Annotated in this window: 12 protein-coding genes; 6 read left to right on the top strand and 6 right to left on the bottom strand. The window is 66.2% G+C overall.

What is annotated here, in order from left to right; genetic code table 11:
• Nucleotides 1–25: 25 nt before the first annotated feature.
• From glgX to glgB, 4 genes are read right to left on the bottom strand one after another with little or no spacing between them, the layout of a single operon-like run.
• A complete protein-coding gene (gene glgX, locus BMX16_RS12000; protein ID WP_245731511.1) occupies nt 26–2,152 on the bottom strand; it encodes a glycogen debranching protein GlgX in 2,127 nt (708 codons plus the stop codon).
• Complete coding sequence (gene glgA, locus BMX16_RS11995; RefSeq protein ID WP_245731509.1) at nt 2,149–3,597, bottom strand: glycogen synthase GlgA; 1,449 nt, start codon at nt 3,595–3,597, stop codon at nt 2,149–2,151. Before glgA ends, glgX begins: the two co-directional genes overlap by 4 nt.
• Nucleotides 3,598–3,600: 3 nt before the next feature.
• Nucleotides 3,601–4,872 carry a glucose-1-phosphate adenylyltransferase gene (gene glgC, locus BMX16_RS11990; protein ID WP_089903772.1) on the bottom strand — a complete coding sequence of 424 codons (1,272 nt, stop codon included), beginning with the start codon at nt 4,870–4,872 and terminating at the stop codon, nt 3,601–3,603.
• 25 nt (nt 4,873–4,897) lie between these two features.
• Nucleotides 4,898–7,102 carry a 1,4-alpha-glucan branching protein GlgB gene (gene glgB / locus BMX16_RS11985; RefSeq protein ID WP_089903768.1) on the bottom strand — a complete coding sequence of 735 codons (2,205 nt, stop codon included), beginning with the start codon at nt 7,100–7,102 and terminating at the stop codon, nt 4,898–4,900.
• Between the two features lie 230 nt (nt 7,103–7,332).
• Between glgB and BMX16_RS11980 the strand changes: the two genes are divergently transcribed.
• Both BMX16_RS11980 and BMX16_RS11975 read left to right on the top strand, forming a co-directional pair.
• Nucleotides 7,333–8,238 (top strand): lipid A-modifier LpxR family protein, encoded by a 906-nt coding sequence (locus tag BMX16_RS11980; RefSeq protein ID WP_089903765.1) that lies wholly within the window; start codon nt 7,333–7,335, stop codon nt 8,236–8,238.
• Between the two features lie 117 nt (nt 8,239–8,355).
• Nucleotides 8,356–9,432, top strand: a complete 1,077-nt coding sequence (locus BMX16_RS11975) for a Hint domain-containing protein (RefSeq protein WP_089903762.1) — start codon at nt 8,356–8,358, stop codon at nt 9,430–9,432.
• Nucleotides 9,433–9,459: 27 nt separating this feature from the next.
• Here the strand turns inward: BMX16_RS11975 and BMX16_RS11970 are convergent, their stop codons facing one another.
• Nucleotides 9,460–10,656, bottom strand: a complete 1,197-nt coding sequence (locus BMX16_RS11970; protein ID WP_089903758.1) for an ROK family transcriptional regulator — start codon at nt 10,654–10,656, stop codon at nt 9,460–9,462.
• A gap of 161 nt (nt 10,657–10,817) precedes the next feature.
• On the opposite strand from BMX16_RS11970, the gene BMX16_RS11965 reads away from it, so the two are divergent.
• The 3 genes from BMX16_RS11965 (at nt 10,818) to BMX16_RS11955 (ending at nt 13,840) form a co-directional block, all read left to right on the top strand.
• The gene (locus tag BMX16_RS11965) at nt 10,818–11,840 is read left to right on the top strand and encodes a substrate-binding domain-containing protein (protein WP_089903755.1); all 1,023 of its coding nucleotides are present in this window, start codon (nt 10,818–10,820) and stop codon (nt 11,838–11,840) included.
• A 135-nt stretch (nt 11,841–11,975) separates the two neighbouring features.
• Entirely contained in the window at nt 11,976–13,064 is a 1,089-nt protein-coding gene (locus BMX16_RS11960) for an ABC transporter permease (protein WP_089903752.1), read from the top strand.
• Nucleotides 13,064–13,840, top strand: a complete 777-nt coding sequence (locus tag BMX16_RS11955) for an ATP-binding cassette domain-containing protein (protein ID WP_089903747.1) — start codon at nt 13,064–13,066, stop codon at nt 13,838–13,840. Before BMX16_RS11960 ends, BMX16_RS11955 begins: the two co-directional genes overlap by 1 nt.
• A gap of 120 nt (nt 13,841–13,960) precedes the next feature.
• Here BMX16_RS11955 and BMX16_RS11950 read toward each other — a convergent pair whose 3' ends face one another.
• Nucleotides 13,961–14,836, bottom strand: coding sequence for a helix-turn-helix domain-containing protein (locus BMX16_RS11950; RefSeq protein ID WP_177174650.1), 876 nt, complete (start codon nt 14,834–14,836; stop codon nt 13,961–13,963).
• A 46-nt stretch (nt 14,837–14,882) separates the two neighbouring features.
• On the opposite strand from BMX16_RS11950, the gene pobA reads away from it, so the two are divergent.
• A complete protein-coding gene (gene pobA / locus BMX16_RS11945; RefSeq protein ID WP_089903742.1) occupies nt 14,883–16,052 on the top strand; it encodes a 4-hydroxybenzoate 3-monooxygenase in 1,170 nt (389 codons plus the stop codon).
• Nucleotides 16,053–16,343 lie beyond the last annotated feature (291 nt).

Genomic DNA, 16,343 nt, shown 5'->3' with positions numbered 1-16,343 from the left:
TGACCGATGAAAGACGAATGGCCCGTCAGGCGGGCGTCTGGGCAAAGACGCAGACCGACTGCGCGGCCACGCGTGCGGTGGCGCCATTGATGCATTGCGGCCCTTCGTCGGGGGCTGCGGTGTCCAGAACCAGCTTCCACAAACAGCCTGCGGGCAGGTCCGGCAACACGACCGTCACCTCGTCACCCGCGTTGAAGGTCAGAAACAGCACGTCGGTGGACGCCGCATAGGCGGGCGTATCTGACGATGTGCGCACCTCGACCGACAGGGCGCGCCAGTCGGGGTTCTGCCAATCGGTCGCCGTCGGCGCGCGCCCGTCGGGCATCCGCCAGAACAGGTCCGGCTTGCCATCGGTGCGCCGCGCGCGACTGTGCAGGAACCGCGACTGCCGCAGCACCGGATGGTCCCGGCGCAGCCGGGACAGGCGTTCGACGAAGGCGAGCAGCTTCTGATCGGGCTTGTGCCAATTGACCCAGCCCTGATCGTTGTCCTGCGCATAGGTGTTGTTGTTGCCCCACTGGGAATTGCCGATCTCGTCGCCCGACAGCAGGAACGGTGTCCCCTGGGACAGGAACACGGTCGCCAGCAGGTTGCGCTTGCGCAGGGCGCGGGCAGCGCGGATCGCCGCATCGTCGGTCGGCCCTTCGTGGCCCGTGTTGTCGGAGTAGTTGTCGTCCTTGCCGTCGCGGTTCTCTTCGCCGTTGGCGGCGTTGTGCTTGACGTTGTAGCTGACGAGATCCTCGAGCACGAAGCCGTCGTGGACCGTGACGAAGTTGATCGACGACGTGGCGGCGCGGCCCGAATGGTCGAACTGTTCGGCGGACCCCACGATGCGCTTTGCCAGATCGGCGGTCAGCCCCCGGTCGCCGCGCCAGTACTTGCGCAGGTTGTCGCGGTACTTGTCGTTGAATTCCATGAACGGATGCGGCCAGTTGCCCAGCTGATAGCCGCCCGGCCCCAGATCCCAGGGTTCCGCGATCAGCTTGACGTTGCCCAGCACCGGGTCCTGCCGCAGCGCGTCAAGGAACCCGCCCTGCCGGTCGAAGCCGCTCTTTTCGCGCGCGAGGATCGTGGCAAGGTCGAAGCGGAAGCCGTCGACATGCATCACCTCGACCCAGTAACGCAAGGAATCCATGATCAGGCGTAGCACCATCGGGTGATCCGTGCGCAGGGTATTCCCGGTGCCGGTGTCGTTGACGTAGAATCGCTTGTCGGCAGCCAGACGGTAATATGACAGATTGTCGAAGCCACGGAACGACAGGGTCGGCCCCATCTCGTTGCCTTCGGCGGTGTGGTTGTAGACGACGTCCAGCACCACCTCGATCCCCGCCGAATGGAACCGCCGCACCATGGTCTGGAACTCCCAGATGCCCTGATCGGTCATGTAGCGCGGCTCCGGCGCAAAGAAGCCGATGGTGTTGTAGCCCCAGTAGTTGCGCAGCCCCTTCTGCGACAGGAAATGATCGTCGACAAAGGCCTGCACGGGCATCAGCTGCACCGTGGTGACACCGACCTTGTTCAAGTGTTCCAGCACCGGTTCGGATGACAGGCCGAGGAACCGGCCCCGCGTCATCGGCGACACGCCCGGCATCCGGGCGGTCATGCCCTTGACGTGGGTTTCGTAGATCAGGGTGTCGGACGGGCTGGTGCAGGGTGCCTTGTCGTCACCCCAGTTGAACGACGGATCGACGACCATCGACCGCGGCACCGCAAAGGCACTGTCGCGGTTATCAAAGGTCAGGTCGCCCTTGGTGCTGCCGACGCGGTAGCCCATGACCGCATCCGACCAGCGCAGTTTGCCCGAGATGCGCTTGGCATACGGGTCCAGCAGCAGCTTGTTGTAGTTGAAGCGGTGGCCGTCCTCCGGCGCATAGGGCCCCTGGACGCGGTAGCCGTATTTCGCGCCCGGCGTCAGGCCCGTGACATAGACGTGCCAAACGTCGCCGTCGCGTTCCAGCAGGGGGATGCGGGCACGCTCCTTGCGACCATCGTCGGTGAACAGGCACAGGTTGATCGCATCCGCATGTTCCGAGAACACGGCGAAGTTCACGCCCTGCCCGTCAAAGGTTGCGCCGAGTGGAAAGGGGCGACCGGCGGCCAGCGGATGGTCGCGCAGCCGTGTCGGAATTCCGTGATTCAGTGTGGCATTCACGCGGTCAAGGACTCGTACAGTTTGGCATAGGTTGATCCAGATGTATCCCATCCGAGCGCCTGCGCCATCCCGCGTTTTTGCATCAATGCCCATCCCTTTGGATCGGCATAAAGGTCGTGCAACCGTCGCAGGGCCTGTGCGAAGGCCAGCGCATCGACAGGATGGAACTGGATCCCCGTCGCCACCTGTGCCTGCACCGCCATCGGGTTGGCATCGATCACCGTGTCCGCCAGCCCGCCGGTCAGCGCGACGACGGGCACGCAGCCATACCGCAGGCCGTACATCTGCGTCAGACCGCACGGCTCGAACCGGGACGGCACCAGCACTGCGTCGCCACCCGCGAACATGCGGTGCGACAGCGCCTCGTCATATCCCAGCCGCAGCCCGATCCGGCCCGGGTGCGCCTTGACGAGATCCTTCATCGCTTCTTCCAGATGCGGCTCTCCTGCACCGAGCACGGCGAGCGTACCACCCTGTGCGACGAAATCCGCAGCACAGGCGGTCAGCAGGTCGATGCCCTTTTGGTCGGTCAGGCGACTGACCACGATGGCCAGCGGCCCGCCCGCATCGGTCAGGCCGAACTCGGCCAGCAGCGCCAGCTTGTTAGCGCGTCTGGCCGCCAGTTTCGCGCGACCGAAGGGTTTGATCGCAGGGTCGGTTTCGGGGTTCCACACCGCTTCGTCCACGCCGTTCAGAATGCCGTGCAGGTCGGCGGCGCGGTGGGCAAGCAACCCTTCCAATCCCATGCCGAATTCGTGGCGCATCAATTCGGCCGCATAGGTCGGACTGACGGTCGTGATCGCATCCGCCAGCGCCAGACCCGCCTTGAGGCTGGAGAGCTGCCCCCAGAACTCCAGTTCGTTGGCGTTGAACCCCTCGAACGGCAGGCGCAACCCGCCCAGCATCGCGGCAGGGGCCATGCCCTTGAACGCGATGTTGTGGATCGTCATGACCGATTTCACCGGGGTCTCGCCGCCATAGCGCAGATAGGCGGGGGCGAAGCCCGCCTGCCAGTCGTGGCCATGCAGCACGTCGGGCCGCCAGCCGTCGGTCAACCCCTCGCGCGCGATCCGTGACGCGACCCATGACAGGGCCGCGAACCGCTGCGGATTGTCGGGAAAGTCCTGCGGACTGCCGTAAGGCGTCCCCGCACGGTCATAGAGGTGCGGCGCATCCAGCAGCAGCACCGTCGCAGCGCCGACCATGCCACGCAGCACCTGGACCGGCCCGCCGAACAGCGCGGGATCGGACCAGACAACTTCGGTCCGCCCCACCTTTGCCGCGACTCCGGGATAGGCGGGCAGCAGCGTGACCACCTTCCACCCGTGGGGGGACAGGGCGGCGGGCAGAGCGCCCGCCACGTCCGCCAGACCGCCGGTCTTGATCAGCGGCACCATTTCCGAGGTGACGGACAGCACGCGCCCCATGCGGTCAGGTACCGCCATGGATCAGGCCTTTGCCGCGTAGGTGTCGATCATCGCCTTGGTCACCAGCACGATGCCGTTTTCCGACACGCGGAACCCGTTGGCGCGGTCGGTGTCCGCATCCTGACCCACAACCAGCCCCTGCGGGATCTGCACGCCACGGTCGATGACGCAGTTGCGCAGATCAGCATGACGCCCCACCCGCACGTCGGGCAGCGCCACCACGCGGTTGAGCTTGGCATAGGAATGCGTGCGGACGCCCGTGAACAGCAGGGATTCTGAGACTTCTGAGCCGGAAATGATGCAGTTGCCCGACACCATCGACGACACAGCATAGCCCCGGCGACCGTCCTCGTTGTGAATGAACTTCGCGGGCGGCACGCTTTCCGCATAGGTCCAGATCGGCCACGTCGTATCGTAAAGATCGAGCGGCGGCGTGAACTGGGTCAGGTCGATGTTGGCCTGCCAGAACGCGTCGATGGTCCCCACGTCGCGCCAGTAGGGCTCCGTCTCGAGGCCGGAGGTGACGCAGCTGTCCTCGAACCGGTGCGCCATGGCCTTGCCGCCCTTGACGATGGACGGGATGATGTCGTGGCCGAAATCGTGGCTGGAATTGTCGTCGGCCATGTCGGCCAGCAGACGCGTCCGCAGGAAACTCCATGTGAAAATATAGATGCCCATGGACGCCAGCGCGTGGTCCGGCTTGCCGGGGATGCTGGGCGGATCGGCGGGCTTTTCCAGGAAATCGGTGATCTGGCCGCTGGCATCGACGTGCATCACGCCAAAGGCTGTCGCCTCCATCCGGGGGACGGTCAGGCAACCGATGGTCACGTCGGCATTGGTATCGACGTGCTGCTGCAGCATCACCTCGTAATCCATCTTGTAGATGTGGTCGCCCGCGAGGATCACGATGTAGTCGATGTCGTAGCTGTCGATGATGTCGATGTTCTGCGTCACCGCATCGGCGGTGCCGAGGTACCACTTTGACTCGCCCATGCGCTGGGACGCAGGCAGGATGTCCAGAAATTCGTTCCGTTCCGCCCGCAGGAAACCCCAGCCGCGCTGGCAGTGGCGGATCAGGCTGTGCGCCTTGTATTGCGTAGCGATCGCCATCTTGCGAATGCCGGAGTTCAGGGCATTCGACAGGGCAAAATCGACGATCCGCGTCTTGCCGCCGAAATAGACGGCCGGTTTCGCGCGGTTGTCGGTCAATTCCTTCAGACGGCTGCCCCGGCCACCCGCAAGAACGAAGGCGAGGGCGCGGTTGGAGAGGCGGGTATTCGGGGTCGGCTTCATCTGGTTTCCTCCCAGGGGTGTTTTGTCAGGCGTCATCCTGAACGAGTATAACGGCGGACAGCGGTGGAATGTTCACCAGCGCAGACTGATCCTGTCCCATCCAAGGCACATTTTCTGTGGCAACCGCTCCCATGTTGCCACGTCCGCCGCCGCCATAGGCTTCTGCATCCGAATTCAGCGCCTCGCGCCAGCGACCGGCACCGGGCAGGCCGATGCGGGTGTCGGGCCGTTCCATCGGCGTCATGTTCAGCAGCACGACGACCTTGGGATCGTCCGGCCCGCCATGCCGGACGAACGCAAAGATCGACCGGTCCGAATCGCCCGCCTCGAGCCATTGAAAACCGCTGGGCCGCGTGTCGTTCAGATAGAGGCTCGGGGTCGCGCGGTAGAAGCGATTGAGATCCCGCACCCACATCTGCATCCCCTTGTGACGCCCGTCGTCGCATTCGTGCCAGTCGAGGGACTGGTTATGGTTCCACTCCTTGGACTGCGCGAACTCCTGTCCCATGAACAACAGCTTCTTGCCCGGATGGGTCCACATGAAGCCGTAGAAGGCGCGCAGGTTGGCGAACTTTTCCCACAGGTTGCCCGGCATCTTGTGCAGCATCGACCCCTTGCCGTGTACCACCTCGTCATGGCTGATCGGCAGGACGTAATTCTCGCCGAAGGCGTAGTGCAGGCTGAACGTCATCTCGTGGTGGTGATGCTTGCGATGGATCGGGTCGAGCTCCATGTACCGCAGGCTGTCGTTCATCCAGCCCATGTTCCACTTGAACCCGAAGCCCAGACCGCCATGATCCACGGGCCGCGACACGCCGGGAAATGCGGTGCTTTCCTCGGCCACGGTCATGATGCCCGGCACCTCGCCATAGGTCAGCGTGTTCATGTCGCGCAGCAGGGCGATCGCCTCGTAATTCTCGCGCCCGCCGTCGTGGTTGGGCACCCATTCGCCATGCTTGCGGGAATAGTCGCGGTAGAGCATCGAGGCGACCGCATCGACCCGCAGCCCGTCGAGGTGGTATTCCTCGAGCCAGTAGAGCGCGTTGGCGTTGTAGTAGTTCGCCACCTCGTTGCGGCCGAAGTTCGGGATCAGCGTGTTCCAGTCCTGGTGGAACCCCTCGCGCGGGTCGGCGTGTTCATACAGATGCGTGCCGTCGAACAGGCCGAGGCCGTGGGCATCGGTGGGAAAATGCCCCGGCACCCAGTCCAGCAGCACACCCAGCCCCTTGGCATGGGCCGCCTCGACCAGTGCGCGGAACTCGTCCGGCGTGCCGTGGCGGATGGTGGGGGCATACATGCCGACCGGTTGATAACCCCATGATCCGTCGAAGGGATGTTCGGAAATCGGCATCAGCTCGATATGGGTGAAGCCCATCCATGCGGCGTAATCGACCAGATCGGTGGCGAGTTCGGTATAGGACAGTGGGCGGTTGCCGGCGGCGCGTTTCCAGCTCGCTAGGTTCACTTCGTAGACGCTGATGGGCGCGTCGATGGATTGCGCGGCCCCGCGCGTCTGCATCCACGCAGCGTCGTGCCAGTCGACCCGGCGCAGGTCGCGCACGACCGAGGCGTTGCGCGGCGGGTGCTCGGACCCGTAGCCAAAGGGATCTGCCTTGAGCGGCTGTGCCGCACCGTCGGGGCCGATGATCTCGTACTTGTAGACCTCGCCTTCGGTCAAACCGGGAACGAAGATGTCCCACACGCCGCCGCCCAGACGCCGCATCGCCGTGCGCCGCCCGTCCCAGACGTTGAAGCCGCCGACCACCGACACGCGACGTGCGTTCGGCGCCCAGACGGCGAAATGCACGCCATCCACGCCCTGATGCGTCATGACATGCGCGCCAAGGACGTGCCACAGGCGGCGGTGCGTCCCTTCCCCCAGATAATACAGGTCGTCGGCGGTCAGGACCGGGTCAAAGCGGTAAGGGTCGTCGAACTCCCACGCGTGTCCCTGCGCCGAGGCCCGCAGGCGGTAGCTGGCGGGACGGTCGGCGAAGGCAGCGACGAAGAGACCCGGGTAGTCGTGCAGCGGCGTCAGCGGCACTGCGTTGTCGTCGGTCAGACAGGTCACACCCTCGGCCCCCGGCACGAAGACCGTCAGCAGCACAGCGCCGGTCCGGTCCTGCATCCCCAGTTGCGCGAACGGATCGCCGCATTGGCCGTTCAGGATCGCGCGGGCCGCATTGTGATCGAGCAGGGCCGCGGCGTCAGGTGTCTTGGTCTGTTGCATCAAAGGCCCCCTTGTGGCGGTGACGGGCGGGCCCCTCGCCGACATGTGTAACGCGCATACCATCCAATTCGATGCACGAACGCAAGCGCTCTCGGTGACGTGCCAGGCCACGCCCTGTGGCAGGGCGGCCATGGTTCTGCAGGCCCGTGGTCCAGAGAGATGGTCCGTCGACCGGCAATGGCCTAGCGTCGGTCGAACGCCCCCGCGTGGGCCTGCCACGGAGACCTGCGATGCTGCGTCCGGCTGCCATCCTGCTGCTGTTGCTGACCCTTGCCGGCGGCGGTGCCGCCGTGGCGCAGGACCGCGTCGCCATCGGCAACGGTCGGCTGTTCACCAACGATGCGCTGGGCGACGGCCACGATCGCTGGCGCACGGGCAGCTTCGTGTTCAGCCATCTGCGCAGCGCCCGGCCGTGGGACGGTCGGCCGCAACAGCCGGGGCAGATCCTCGAATACCGCTTCCGCACGGAAATCATCGCCCCCGGCAACGGCGACCGCGACCGTCCCTATGCGGGAACCGCCAGCGCGGGCCTGCATACGCACTACGGCGCAGGGCCGCTGCGCTACAACCTCGGGCTGGATCTGCTGGCCATCGGACCACAGACCGGCATCGCCCGCTTTCAAGAGGCCTTTCACGACGCCATCGGCCTGCAGCGCCCCCGCACCGAAGACCCGCTGACCGACCGGTTCGCGGCCCAGTTCACGGTCGAGGCGCGGCGCGCCGTGCCGCTGTCGCCGGGTGCGACTCTCCACCCCTTTGCAGAAGGTCTGGTCGGGGCCGAGGATCTGCTGCGCATCGGGGCCGATCTGGTGCTGGGCGCGGGCGCGCGGGACACGACGCTGATGCTGCGCGATGTGGCAACCGGGCAACTCTATCCCGGTGCAGACACCGACGCCGCAGCGGGGCTGACGTGGCGGCTGGGGGCCGATGTCGCGATGGTCGGCAACAGCATCTACCTGCCCCGTGATCAGGGCTATGTTGCGTCGGATCCGCGTGCGCGCGCCAGACTTGGTGTCACGTGGCGCGCCCGGTCGGGTCTGGCCGTGACCTATGCCGCCACGTGGCTCGGCCCCGAGTTCGAAGGGCAGCCTGAGGGACAGGTCACCGGATCGGTGCAGATCGCCCTGCGCTTCTGACCAAAACCGCCGACGGTTGCGGCGCGCGCTTGCCGCTGGGCTGCCTGCCTTGCTACGCTGAGCGCATCGATTCCGCGCGATCAACGACGTGGGACGACAGAGGCAAGGGCAACACTCATGACAACCGGTTTCACCGGCACGTTCGTCGTTGCGTGGTCGCAGACGGAGCTGGATGGCGGCTGGGCGACATCGCCGGGTCAGGTGCGGATCGGCAGCACATGGTCGTGGGACGGCCCGCTGGTGCGCGTCGATGGGCCGGGCAGCGTGCTGACGCTGGGACCGTCCCGCGCGGCGCTGGACCTGCGGCGACGTGCCGGCGGCAGCGTCCGGCGGCTGATCGGCGGTGCGCGCGGCGCGCGGCGCGTGGCGCGGACCCCAGCCACCGACCCGCTGTTCGACCACAGCTTCACCGTCACCGACGGGCGCGGCACGTGGGAGGTCGCGGTGATCCTGCGCGACGGCGGGCACGGCCCGCTTGCGCTGTTCGTGGACGGTGCACCGCCGCGGCGTACCGACCTGTGGGTCATGCGCCACGGCCTCGAATCAGATCGCACGACACGGACGACCACGGCGCGCGGCGGCGTCATCTGCTTTACACCCGGCACGATGATCCTGACGCCGGAAGGGCCGCGCGATGTCGCCAGCCTGCATGAGGGGTGCCGCGTGCAGACGCAGGACGACGGCCCCGCCGAGGTGCTGTGGATCGGGCGCCGCCGCGTCAGCGCGGCCCGGATCATGGCGACGCCGGACCTGGCCCCCGTCCGTCTGCGGAAGGGTGCGCTGGACCGCGACGTGCCGGACGCCGGTCTGCTGGTCTCGCCGGACCACCGCGTCGTGCTGCGTGGCGCACGCGCCGCTGCGCTGTTCAACACGGCAGAGGTGCTGGTCGCCGCCCGCGACCTTGTGGACGACCGCCACATCCTGCGCGACCGCAGTCGCCGCGACGTGACCTACATCCACCTGATGCTGCCGCGTCACCAGATTGTCTTCGCCAACGCCGTCGCCACCGAAAGCTTCCACCCCGCGGCAGCGGCCCTCGATGCGCTGGCATCGGAGGACCGCGACCGGTTGTTCAGTCGCATGCCCGTCCTGCGCGACGACATCGGGGCTTACGGCACGCATGCCCGCCGCTTGCTGACCCGTGGCGAGGCGGCGGTGCTTCACGCCGACATGGGGCGGCGGCGCCCGGTCTGAAAGTGTCTGCGCTGAGGGTCTCTTGGCCTAGCTGCCCTGTTCCGCGTGGGTGTTCAGAAAGAACTGCGACAGGATCGGCGTGGCTGCCGCCCCCAGCGCACGGGCGTTCGGCCCGATGCTGCCCGCCACGACCGCGGGGCAGGTCAGGCCGCGCAGATCCAGCCGCGACAGCTTGTCCGCCGTGCTGGCGACGAGCCGGTCGCGCACATCCGCCGGGAAGCCGCCGTCGATCACCACCGCCTCGAAATCGATCACCGCGCAGACCGTCAGCGACGCCAGCGCCAGTTGCTCTGCCGTGGTGTCGATCCAACCGGCCACCAGATCCTCGATGCCGGACCAGTCCTGTGGCGGCGTCCACAGCACCGACGGATCGCGCCCCGCCTGACGCACCGCGGTTTCCAGCAGATGCAGGGATGCCACGTCGATCAGCTGGATGTCGCGCCCGTCCCGCCTCCGCATCGGCAAGGATCCGAATGCCCCCGCATTGCCGGTCGGCCCGTCGAACACCGAATGGTTCAGGATCACACCGCCACCGATGAACGAACCCACGAAGAAATAAGCATAGTCGCGCCAGTTGCGCCCGCCGCCATAGGTATGCTCGGCCCGGCTGGCCGCCGTGGCGTCGTTTTCCAGAAACACCGGCAACGAGGAGAAATCCGTGATCGCGCGGGCGAAATCGAACTCCTGCCAGGCGTCCAGATCATGGGCGGGGGCGCCGACCGTCTCGGACCAGCTCCAGATTTCTGACGGGCTGGCGATGCCGATGCCGGCGATCCGGTCGGCGGCGGCAGGTCCCAGACCCACCGCAAAGGCCGCCAGTCCGTCGGCCAGAAACTGCACGATCGGTTGCGGCATCGGATAGGCATAGGTCAGCGTGCGTTCCGCGATCAGCCCGCCGATCATGTCGGTCAGCACCAGATCGGCGCTGCGCCGCCCGATCTTCAACCCGACCGCATAGGCGCCCTGCGGCGCCAGTTGCATGGGGATCGACGGCTTGCCCACGCGCCCCCGCTGCGGATCGCCCCGGTGCAGCAGCCCGTCCTGTTCCAGCCCGCGCATGATGACCGACACCGTCTGCGGCGACAGCCCCGTGCGCCGCGCGATGTCGCTCCCCGCCAGTGCGCCGTGGCGCAGCAGGGTCGTCAGGATCAGGCGTTCGTTGTGGTCGCGCAACGTCTGCTGATTGCGGCCGGAGCCGGGATCGCGTACCTCAGGATCTGTCATGTTACGTCCTCCCGGACTTACATTCGCGCGCACTGATTAATAAATCAAGTTTATTTATTTATTGACGCAAGGTCGCGAATCATGTTTAACGCATTCAGTCCCCGGCCGGGAGGGTGCGGGGCAAGGGCGGTCACACCGCCTACCACATTTGGGAGGCTACCATGAAGAAATTGCTTGCAGGAACAGCGCTTGCGCTGATCGCGATGACCGGCGCCGCCAGTGCGCAGTCCGCCGAGGGCATGACCACATGCCTGATCACCAAGACCGACACGAACCCCTTCTTCGTCAAGATGAAGGAAGGCGCCGAAGCCGCAGCCGAAGAGCTGGGCATGACCCTGAATTCATTCGCCGGCACCGTGGACGGTGACAACGAAACCCAGGTCGCCGCCATCGAAACCTGCATCGCCGACGGCGCCAAGGGCATCCTGATCGCCGCGTCCGACACCTCTGCCATCGTCGATTCGGTCCAGAAGGCCCGCGACGCCGGCATTCTGGTCATCGCGCTGGACACGCCGCTGACCCCAGCCGATGCCGCCGACGCGACCTTTGCCACCGACAACTTCGCCGCCGGTCTGCTGATCGGTCAGTGGGCCGCCGGTACGCTGGGTGATGACGCCGCCAACGCCAAGATCGCGATGCTCGACCTGGCCGTCAGCCAGCCGACCGTCGACGTGCTGCGCGACCAAGGCTTCCTGCAGGGCTTCGGCATCGAACTGGGCGATGCCAACGTGATCGGTGACGAGGAAGATCCCCGCATCGTCGGCAACGACGTGACCTCGGGCAACGAAGAAGGCGGCCGCACCGCCATGGAAAACCTGCTGGCCGTCGATCCCGAGATCAACGTGGTCTACACGATCAACGAACCCGCCGCTGCCGGTGCCTACGAGGCGCTGCGCGCCGTGGGTCGTGAAAACGACGTGCTGATCGTCAGCGTCGATGGCGGCTGCCCCGGCGTGCAGAACGTCGCCGAAGGCGTGATCGGTGCCACCAGCCAGCAGTATCCGCTGGAAATGGCCCGTCTGGGCGTGCAGGCGATCGCAGCCTTCGCCGCCGACGGCACCCTGCCCCAGCCTACCGAAGGCAAGGACTTCTTCGACACCGGGGTCAAGCTGATCACCGACGCGCCGGTTGACGGCGTCGAGTCGATCACGTCTGCTGAAGGCACGGATCTCTGCTGGGGCTGAACCAGCCCGGCCGGTAACGGCACCAGCGACGACAAGGGGGGCGGGCACGCCCGGCCCCCTTGGCAAGAAGTCCGGGGGGGCATGTGATGCCGTGACCGGCACCACATCACAACATGTATGGGGAGGGGGCGTGCGATGACATCGCAGTCAGACGATTTCGAATCCGTCGTGAAGGTCAAGCGCGAGGAGGCGATTGCAGAGTTCCACGACGATCACAAAGGCTTCGTCAAGAAGCTGCAGCACGCGCTGCACGTGACACCCTCGCTGGTGCCGCTGATCGTGCTGGTGCTGTCGATCGGCGTGTTCGGCGCGCTTCTGGGGGAAAAGTTCTTTTCCGCCTCGTCGATGACACTCGTGCTGCAACAGGTGCAGCTGGTCGGCATCGTGGCCGCAGCACAGTCGCTGATCATCCTGACCGCGGGTATCGACCTGTCGGTCGGCGCGATCATGGTCATGTCGTCGGTCGTCATGGGCCAGTTCACGTTCCGCTATGGCATCCCCGTCGAAGTATCGGTCGCTTGCGGTCTGATCGTCGGCACGGCGCTGGGCGCCGTGAACGGCTGGCTTGTCGCCAAGATGAAGCTGCCGCCCTTCATCGTCACGCTGGGCACGTGGCAGATCATCCTTGCCGCCAACTTCCTCTATTCCGCGAACGAGACCATCCGCAGTCAGGACATCCGCGACAACGCGCCCCTGCTGCAGGTCTTTGGCACCACGTTCAAGATCGGCGCAGACGAGGCGGGGCAAGGCGGGGCCACGCTGACCGTGGGCGTGATCTTCATGCTCGTGCTGGTCGCGGTGCTGGCCTACGTGCTGCGGCAGACCGCCTTTGGCCGCCACATCTATGCAGTGGGTGACGACCCAGAGGCGGCAAAGCTGTCGGGCGTGAACGTGGACCGGGTGCTGATCGCGGTCTATGCGCTGACCGGCCTGATCTGCGCCTTTGCGGGCTGGGCCCTGATCGGGCGCATCGGGTCCGTCTCTCCGACCTCGGGGCAAGAAGCGAACATCCAGTCCATCACCGCCGTGGTGATCGGTGGCATCTCGCTGTTCGGCGGACGCGGGTCGATCATGGGGGCACTTTTCGGTGCGATGATCGTGGGCGTGTTCACGCTGGGTCTGCGGCTGGCCGGGGCCGACGCGCAGTGGACCTACCTCTTCATCGGCGCACTCATCATCGCCGCCGTCGCCGTGGACCAGTGGATCAGAAAGGTGTCTGCATAATGGAACCCATCCTGAAGGGCCGCAATCTGGTCAAGCGTTACGGCAAGGTCACAGCACTGGATCATTGCGACTTCGACCTCTACCCCGGCGAGATCCTCGCCGTGATCGGCGACAACGGCGCGGGCAAGTCGTCCCTGATCAAGGCCGTCTCGGGCGCCGTGATCCCGGACGAGGGCGAGATCTACCTCGATGGCAAGCAGATCGCCTTCAAGTCGCCGATCGAAGCACGGGATGCGGGGATCGAAACGGTCTACCAGACCCTCGCCATGTCCCCCGCCCTGTCGATCGCCGACAACATGTTCATGGGGCGAGAGCTGCGCAAGCCGGGGTTCAGGGGCAAGTGGCTGCGCCAGCTCGACCGCGCCGCGATGGAAAAGTTCGCCCGCGACAAGCTGACGGAACTCGGCCTGATGACAATCCAGAACATCAACCAAGCGGTGGAAACCCTGTCCGGCGGCCAGCGTCAGGGCGTCGCCGTGGCCCGTGCGGCGGCCTTCGGGTCCAAGGTCATCATCCTGGACGAACCGACCGCCGCCCTGGGCGTCAAGGAAAGCCGCAAGGTGCTGGAACTGATCCAGGACGTGCGGTCGCGGGGCGTGCCGATCATCCTGATCAGCCACAACATGCCCCACGTGTTCGAAGTCGCGGACCGCATCCACGTCCACCGTCTGGGCAAGCGGCTGTGCGTCATCGACCCCAAGAAGCACAGCATGTCCGACGCAGTGGGCTACATGACCGGCGCCAAAGTGCCCGAACCCGATCCCGAAATGGCCTGAGACGCAGGCGGCGCGACCACCCGGTCCGCGTCGCCTTCCGCCCTACGTCCAGACCCGTCCAGCCCTTCTTCTGGTCGCAAATATCCCGGGGTCCGGGGCTGGCCCCGGCCGTCGTCCGCCTCAGCCGAACCGCTGCCGATATCCGCGCGGCGACACGCCCATCCCCTTGGCGAACACCCGCGCGAAATAGGCCGGGTCCGAGAACCCCAGATCATAGGCAATTGCCGTGACCGGCTGTCGCGTATAGGCCAGCCTGCGTGCCGCCTCGCCCAGCAGATGCGCACGCACCGCCCCCATCACCGACAGATCCGCCTGCGTCCGCACCACCCGGTTGAGCTGCGTGGCGGACGTGCCCAGATGGCGCGCATATTCCGCCACGCCCCAGCCCTGCACCGCATGCTCCCGCACCAGCGCGGTGAACCGGGCGAACAGCTGCGCCGCTGCGTCGTGGCCCGGCGGCGCATCTGCGGCCAGATCGCAGCCCAGCGCCAGCACCAGCGCCCGCAGCGCCAGATCGCGGAGCCCGTCCGCATCGGCGTGGCGGCTGGCGATGGCCGCAAACAGCGCGGTCACGCGCGGCGTGGGCACCGTCACGGCCAGACGGTCCAGCCCCTGCCCGGCCAGCGCGGCCAACACCGCCACCGGGACCGTCACGACGTGCCCCTCGGTGCCGCGCTCAAAGGTGAACCCATGCACCAGCTGCGCGGGCACGGACAGGGCGACCGGGGGCGTCAGCACGCGGTCGCCATCCGCCAGACGCAGGGTGACGTGGCCTGTCGCCACGTGAAAGAACTGATGCAGGTCGGGGTGCCTGTGGCGCGCGATTTTCCAGCCGTGACGCGGCGCGCGGTCCGTGATCGCTTCGCAGTGCAGCACGTCGGGAAAGATCCGGCCTTCGCCGAACAGGGCGAAGGCGGGGCTGCTGGGTGCTGTCGCATCACCACCCGCGTTGGTTGGATCGTCCAGCTTCCCGCTCCGATTCTGCCTGTTTCGCACATCATCCTGATCCATCCTCGCAAAAACGCCAAGGGAAAGGACAGCCATGCGCACGCAGGTCTGCATCATCGGCGGCGGCCCGTCGGGACTGCTTCTGTCGCAACTGCTGGACCGGGCGGGCATCGCCTCGGTCGTGCTGGAACGCCAGTCGCGCGACCGCGTGCTGTCGCGGATCCGCGCGGGCGTGCTGGAATATGGCTCGGTCGGGTTGCTGGAACGGGCCGGCGTCGCCGAACGCGCCCATGCGGAAGGGTTGCCGCACACGGGCACCTATCTGGCGGTGCAGAACGAAGGGTTCCGCATCGACTTCGACGCGCTGATCGGCAAGCGGGTCATGGTTTATGGCCAGACCGAGGTGACGCGCGACCTCTACGACGCCCGCGACAGGGCCGGTGGCACCGTGATCCACGGCGTGGCGGGCACCGCCTTGCACGATCTGGACACCACGGCACCCTTCGTCACCTACACGTTGGACGGCACCGGACACCGGATCGACTGCGACTTCGTCGCGGGCTGCGACGGGTTCCACGGCCCCTCGCGGCAGGCGATCCCAAAGGACGTCCTGACCGAGTATGAGCGTGTCTATCCGTTCGGCTGGCTGGGTGTGCTGTCGGAAACGCCACCGGTCAGCCACGAGCTGATCTACGCCAACCACCCGCGCGGCTTCGCGCTGGCGTCCATGCGCAACGCGAACCTGTCGCGTTACTACATCCAGGCCCCGGTGGACGATCCGCTCGACAAATGGACGGACGCCGCATTTTGGGACGAGTTGCGCCGCAGGTTGCCCCTTGATGCCGCCGACACGCTGATCACCGGGCCCAGCATCGAGAAGTCCATTGCGCCGCTCCGGTCCTACGTCGCCGACCCGATGCGCTGGGGGCGGCTGTTCCTGGTCGGCGACGCGGCCCACATCGTGCCGCCGACCGGGGCCAAGGGGCTGAACCTTGCGCTGTCGGACGTGCACTATCTGCACGCGGGCCTTGTTGCGCATTATGCGGACGGCTCCGACGCTGGCCTTGATGCCTACTCAGCCACAGCGCTGCGGCGGGTCTGGAACGCGATCCGGTTCAGCTGGTGGTTCACCACGACGATGCACCGTTTTCCGGGCCAGACGCCATTCGATCAGGCGATCCAGGATGCGGAACTGCGACACCTGCAGGGATCGTCCACAGCGCAGGCCAATTTGGCCGAAAACTATGTAGGCCTGCCGTACTGATGGCCCGCCCCCCCCCGGCGGGGGGTGGCCCGACCGGATGAAGGAGACCTCGTCACAAGGGATGATGCTTTGGGTCGATTCGGTGTCACACACGACACAGGTCCGCCACAAGAGAGCCACTTTTGTGCCGCAATCCGGCCACAATCGGCGCCCCTCGAATCCCAAAGTGCTGTATTTCCTGGCATTCCTGCCCGTACCGCCCCGGTCCGTCCACGGCACCGGACCGGCCGAAAGTCCTTCGCATTCCTTAATTTGGTCCCGGTTCGCTGGGTAAGACTCCTGCAACGCATC

Source organism: Loktanella fryxellensis (genome assembly GCF_900110065.1).
Classification (GTDB): Bacteria; Pseudomonadota; Alphaproteobacteria; order Rhodobacterales; family Rhodobacteraceae; genus Loktanella; species Loktanella fryxellensis.
This window is presented reverse-complemented; position numbering and strand designations above follow the sequence as displayed.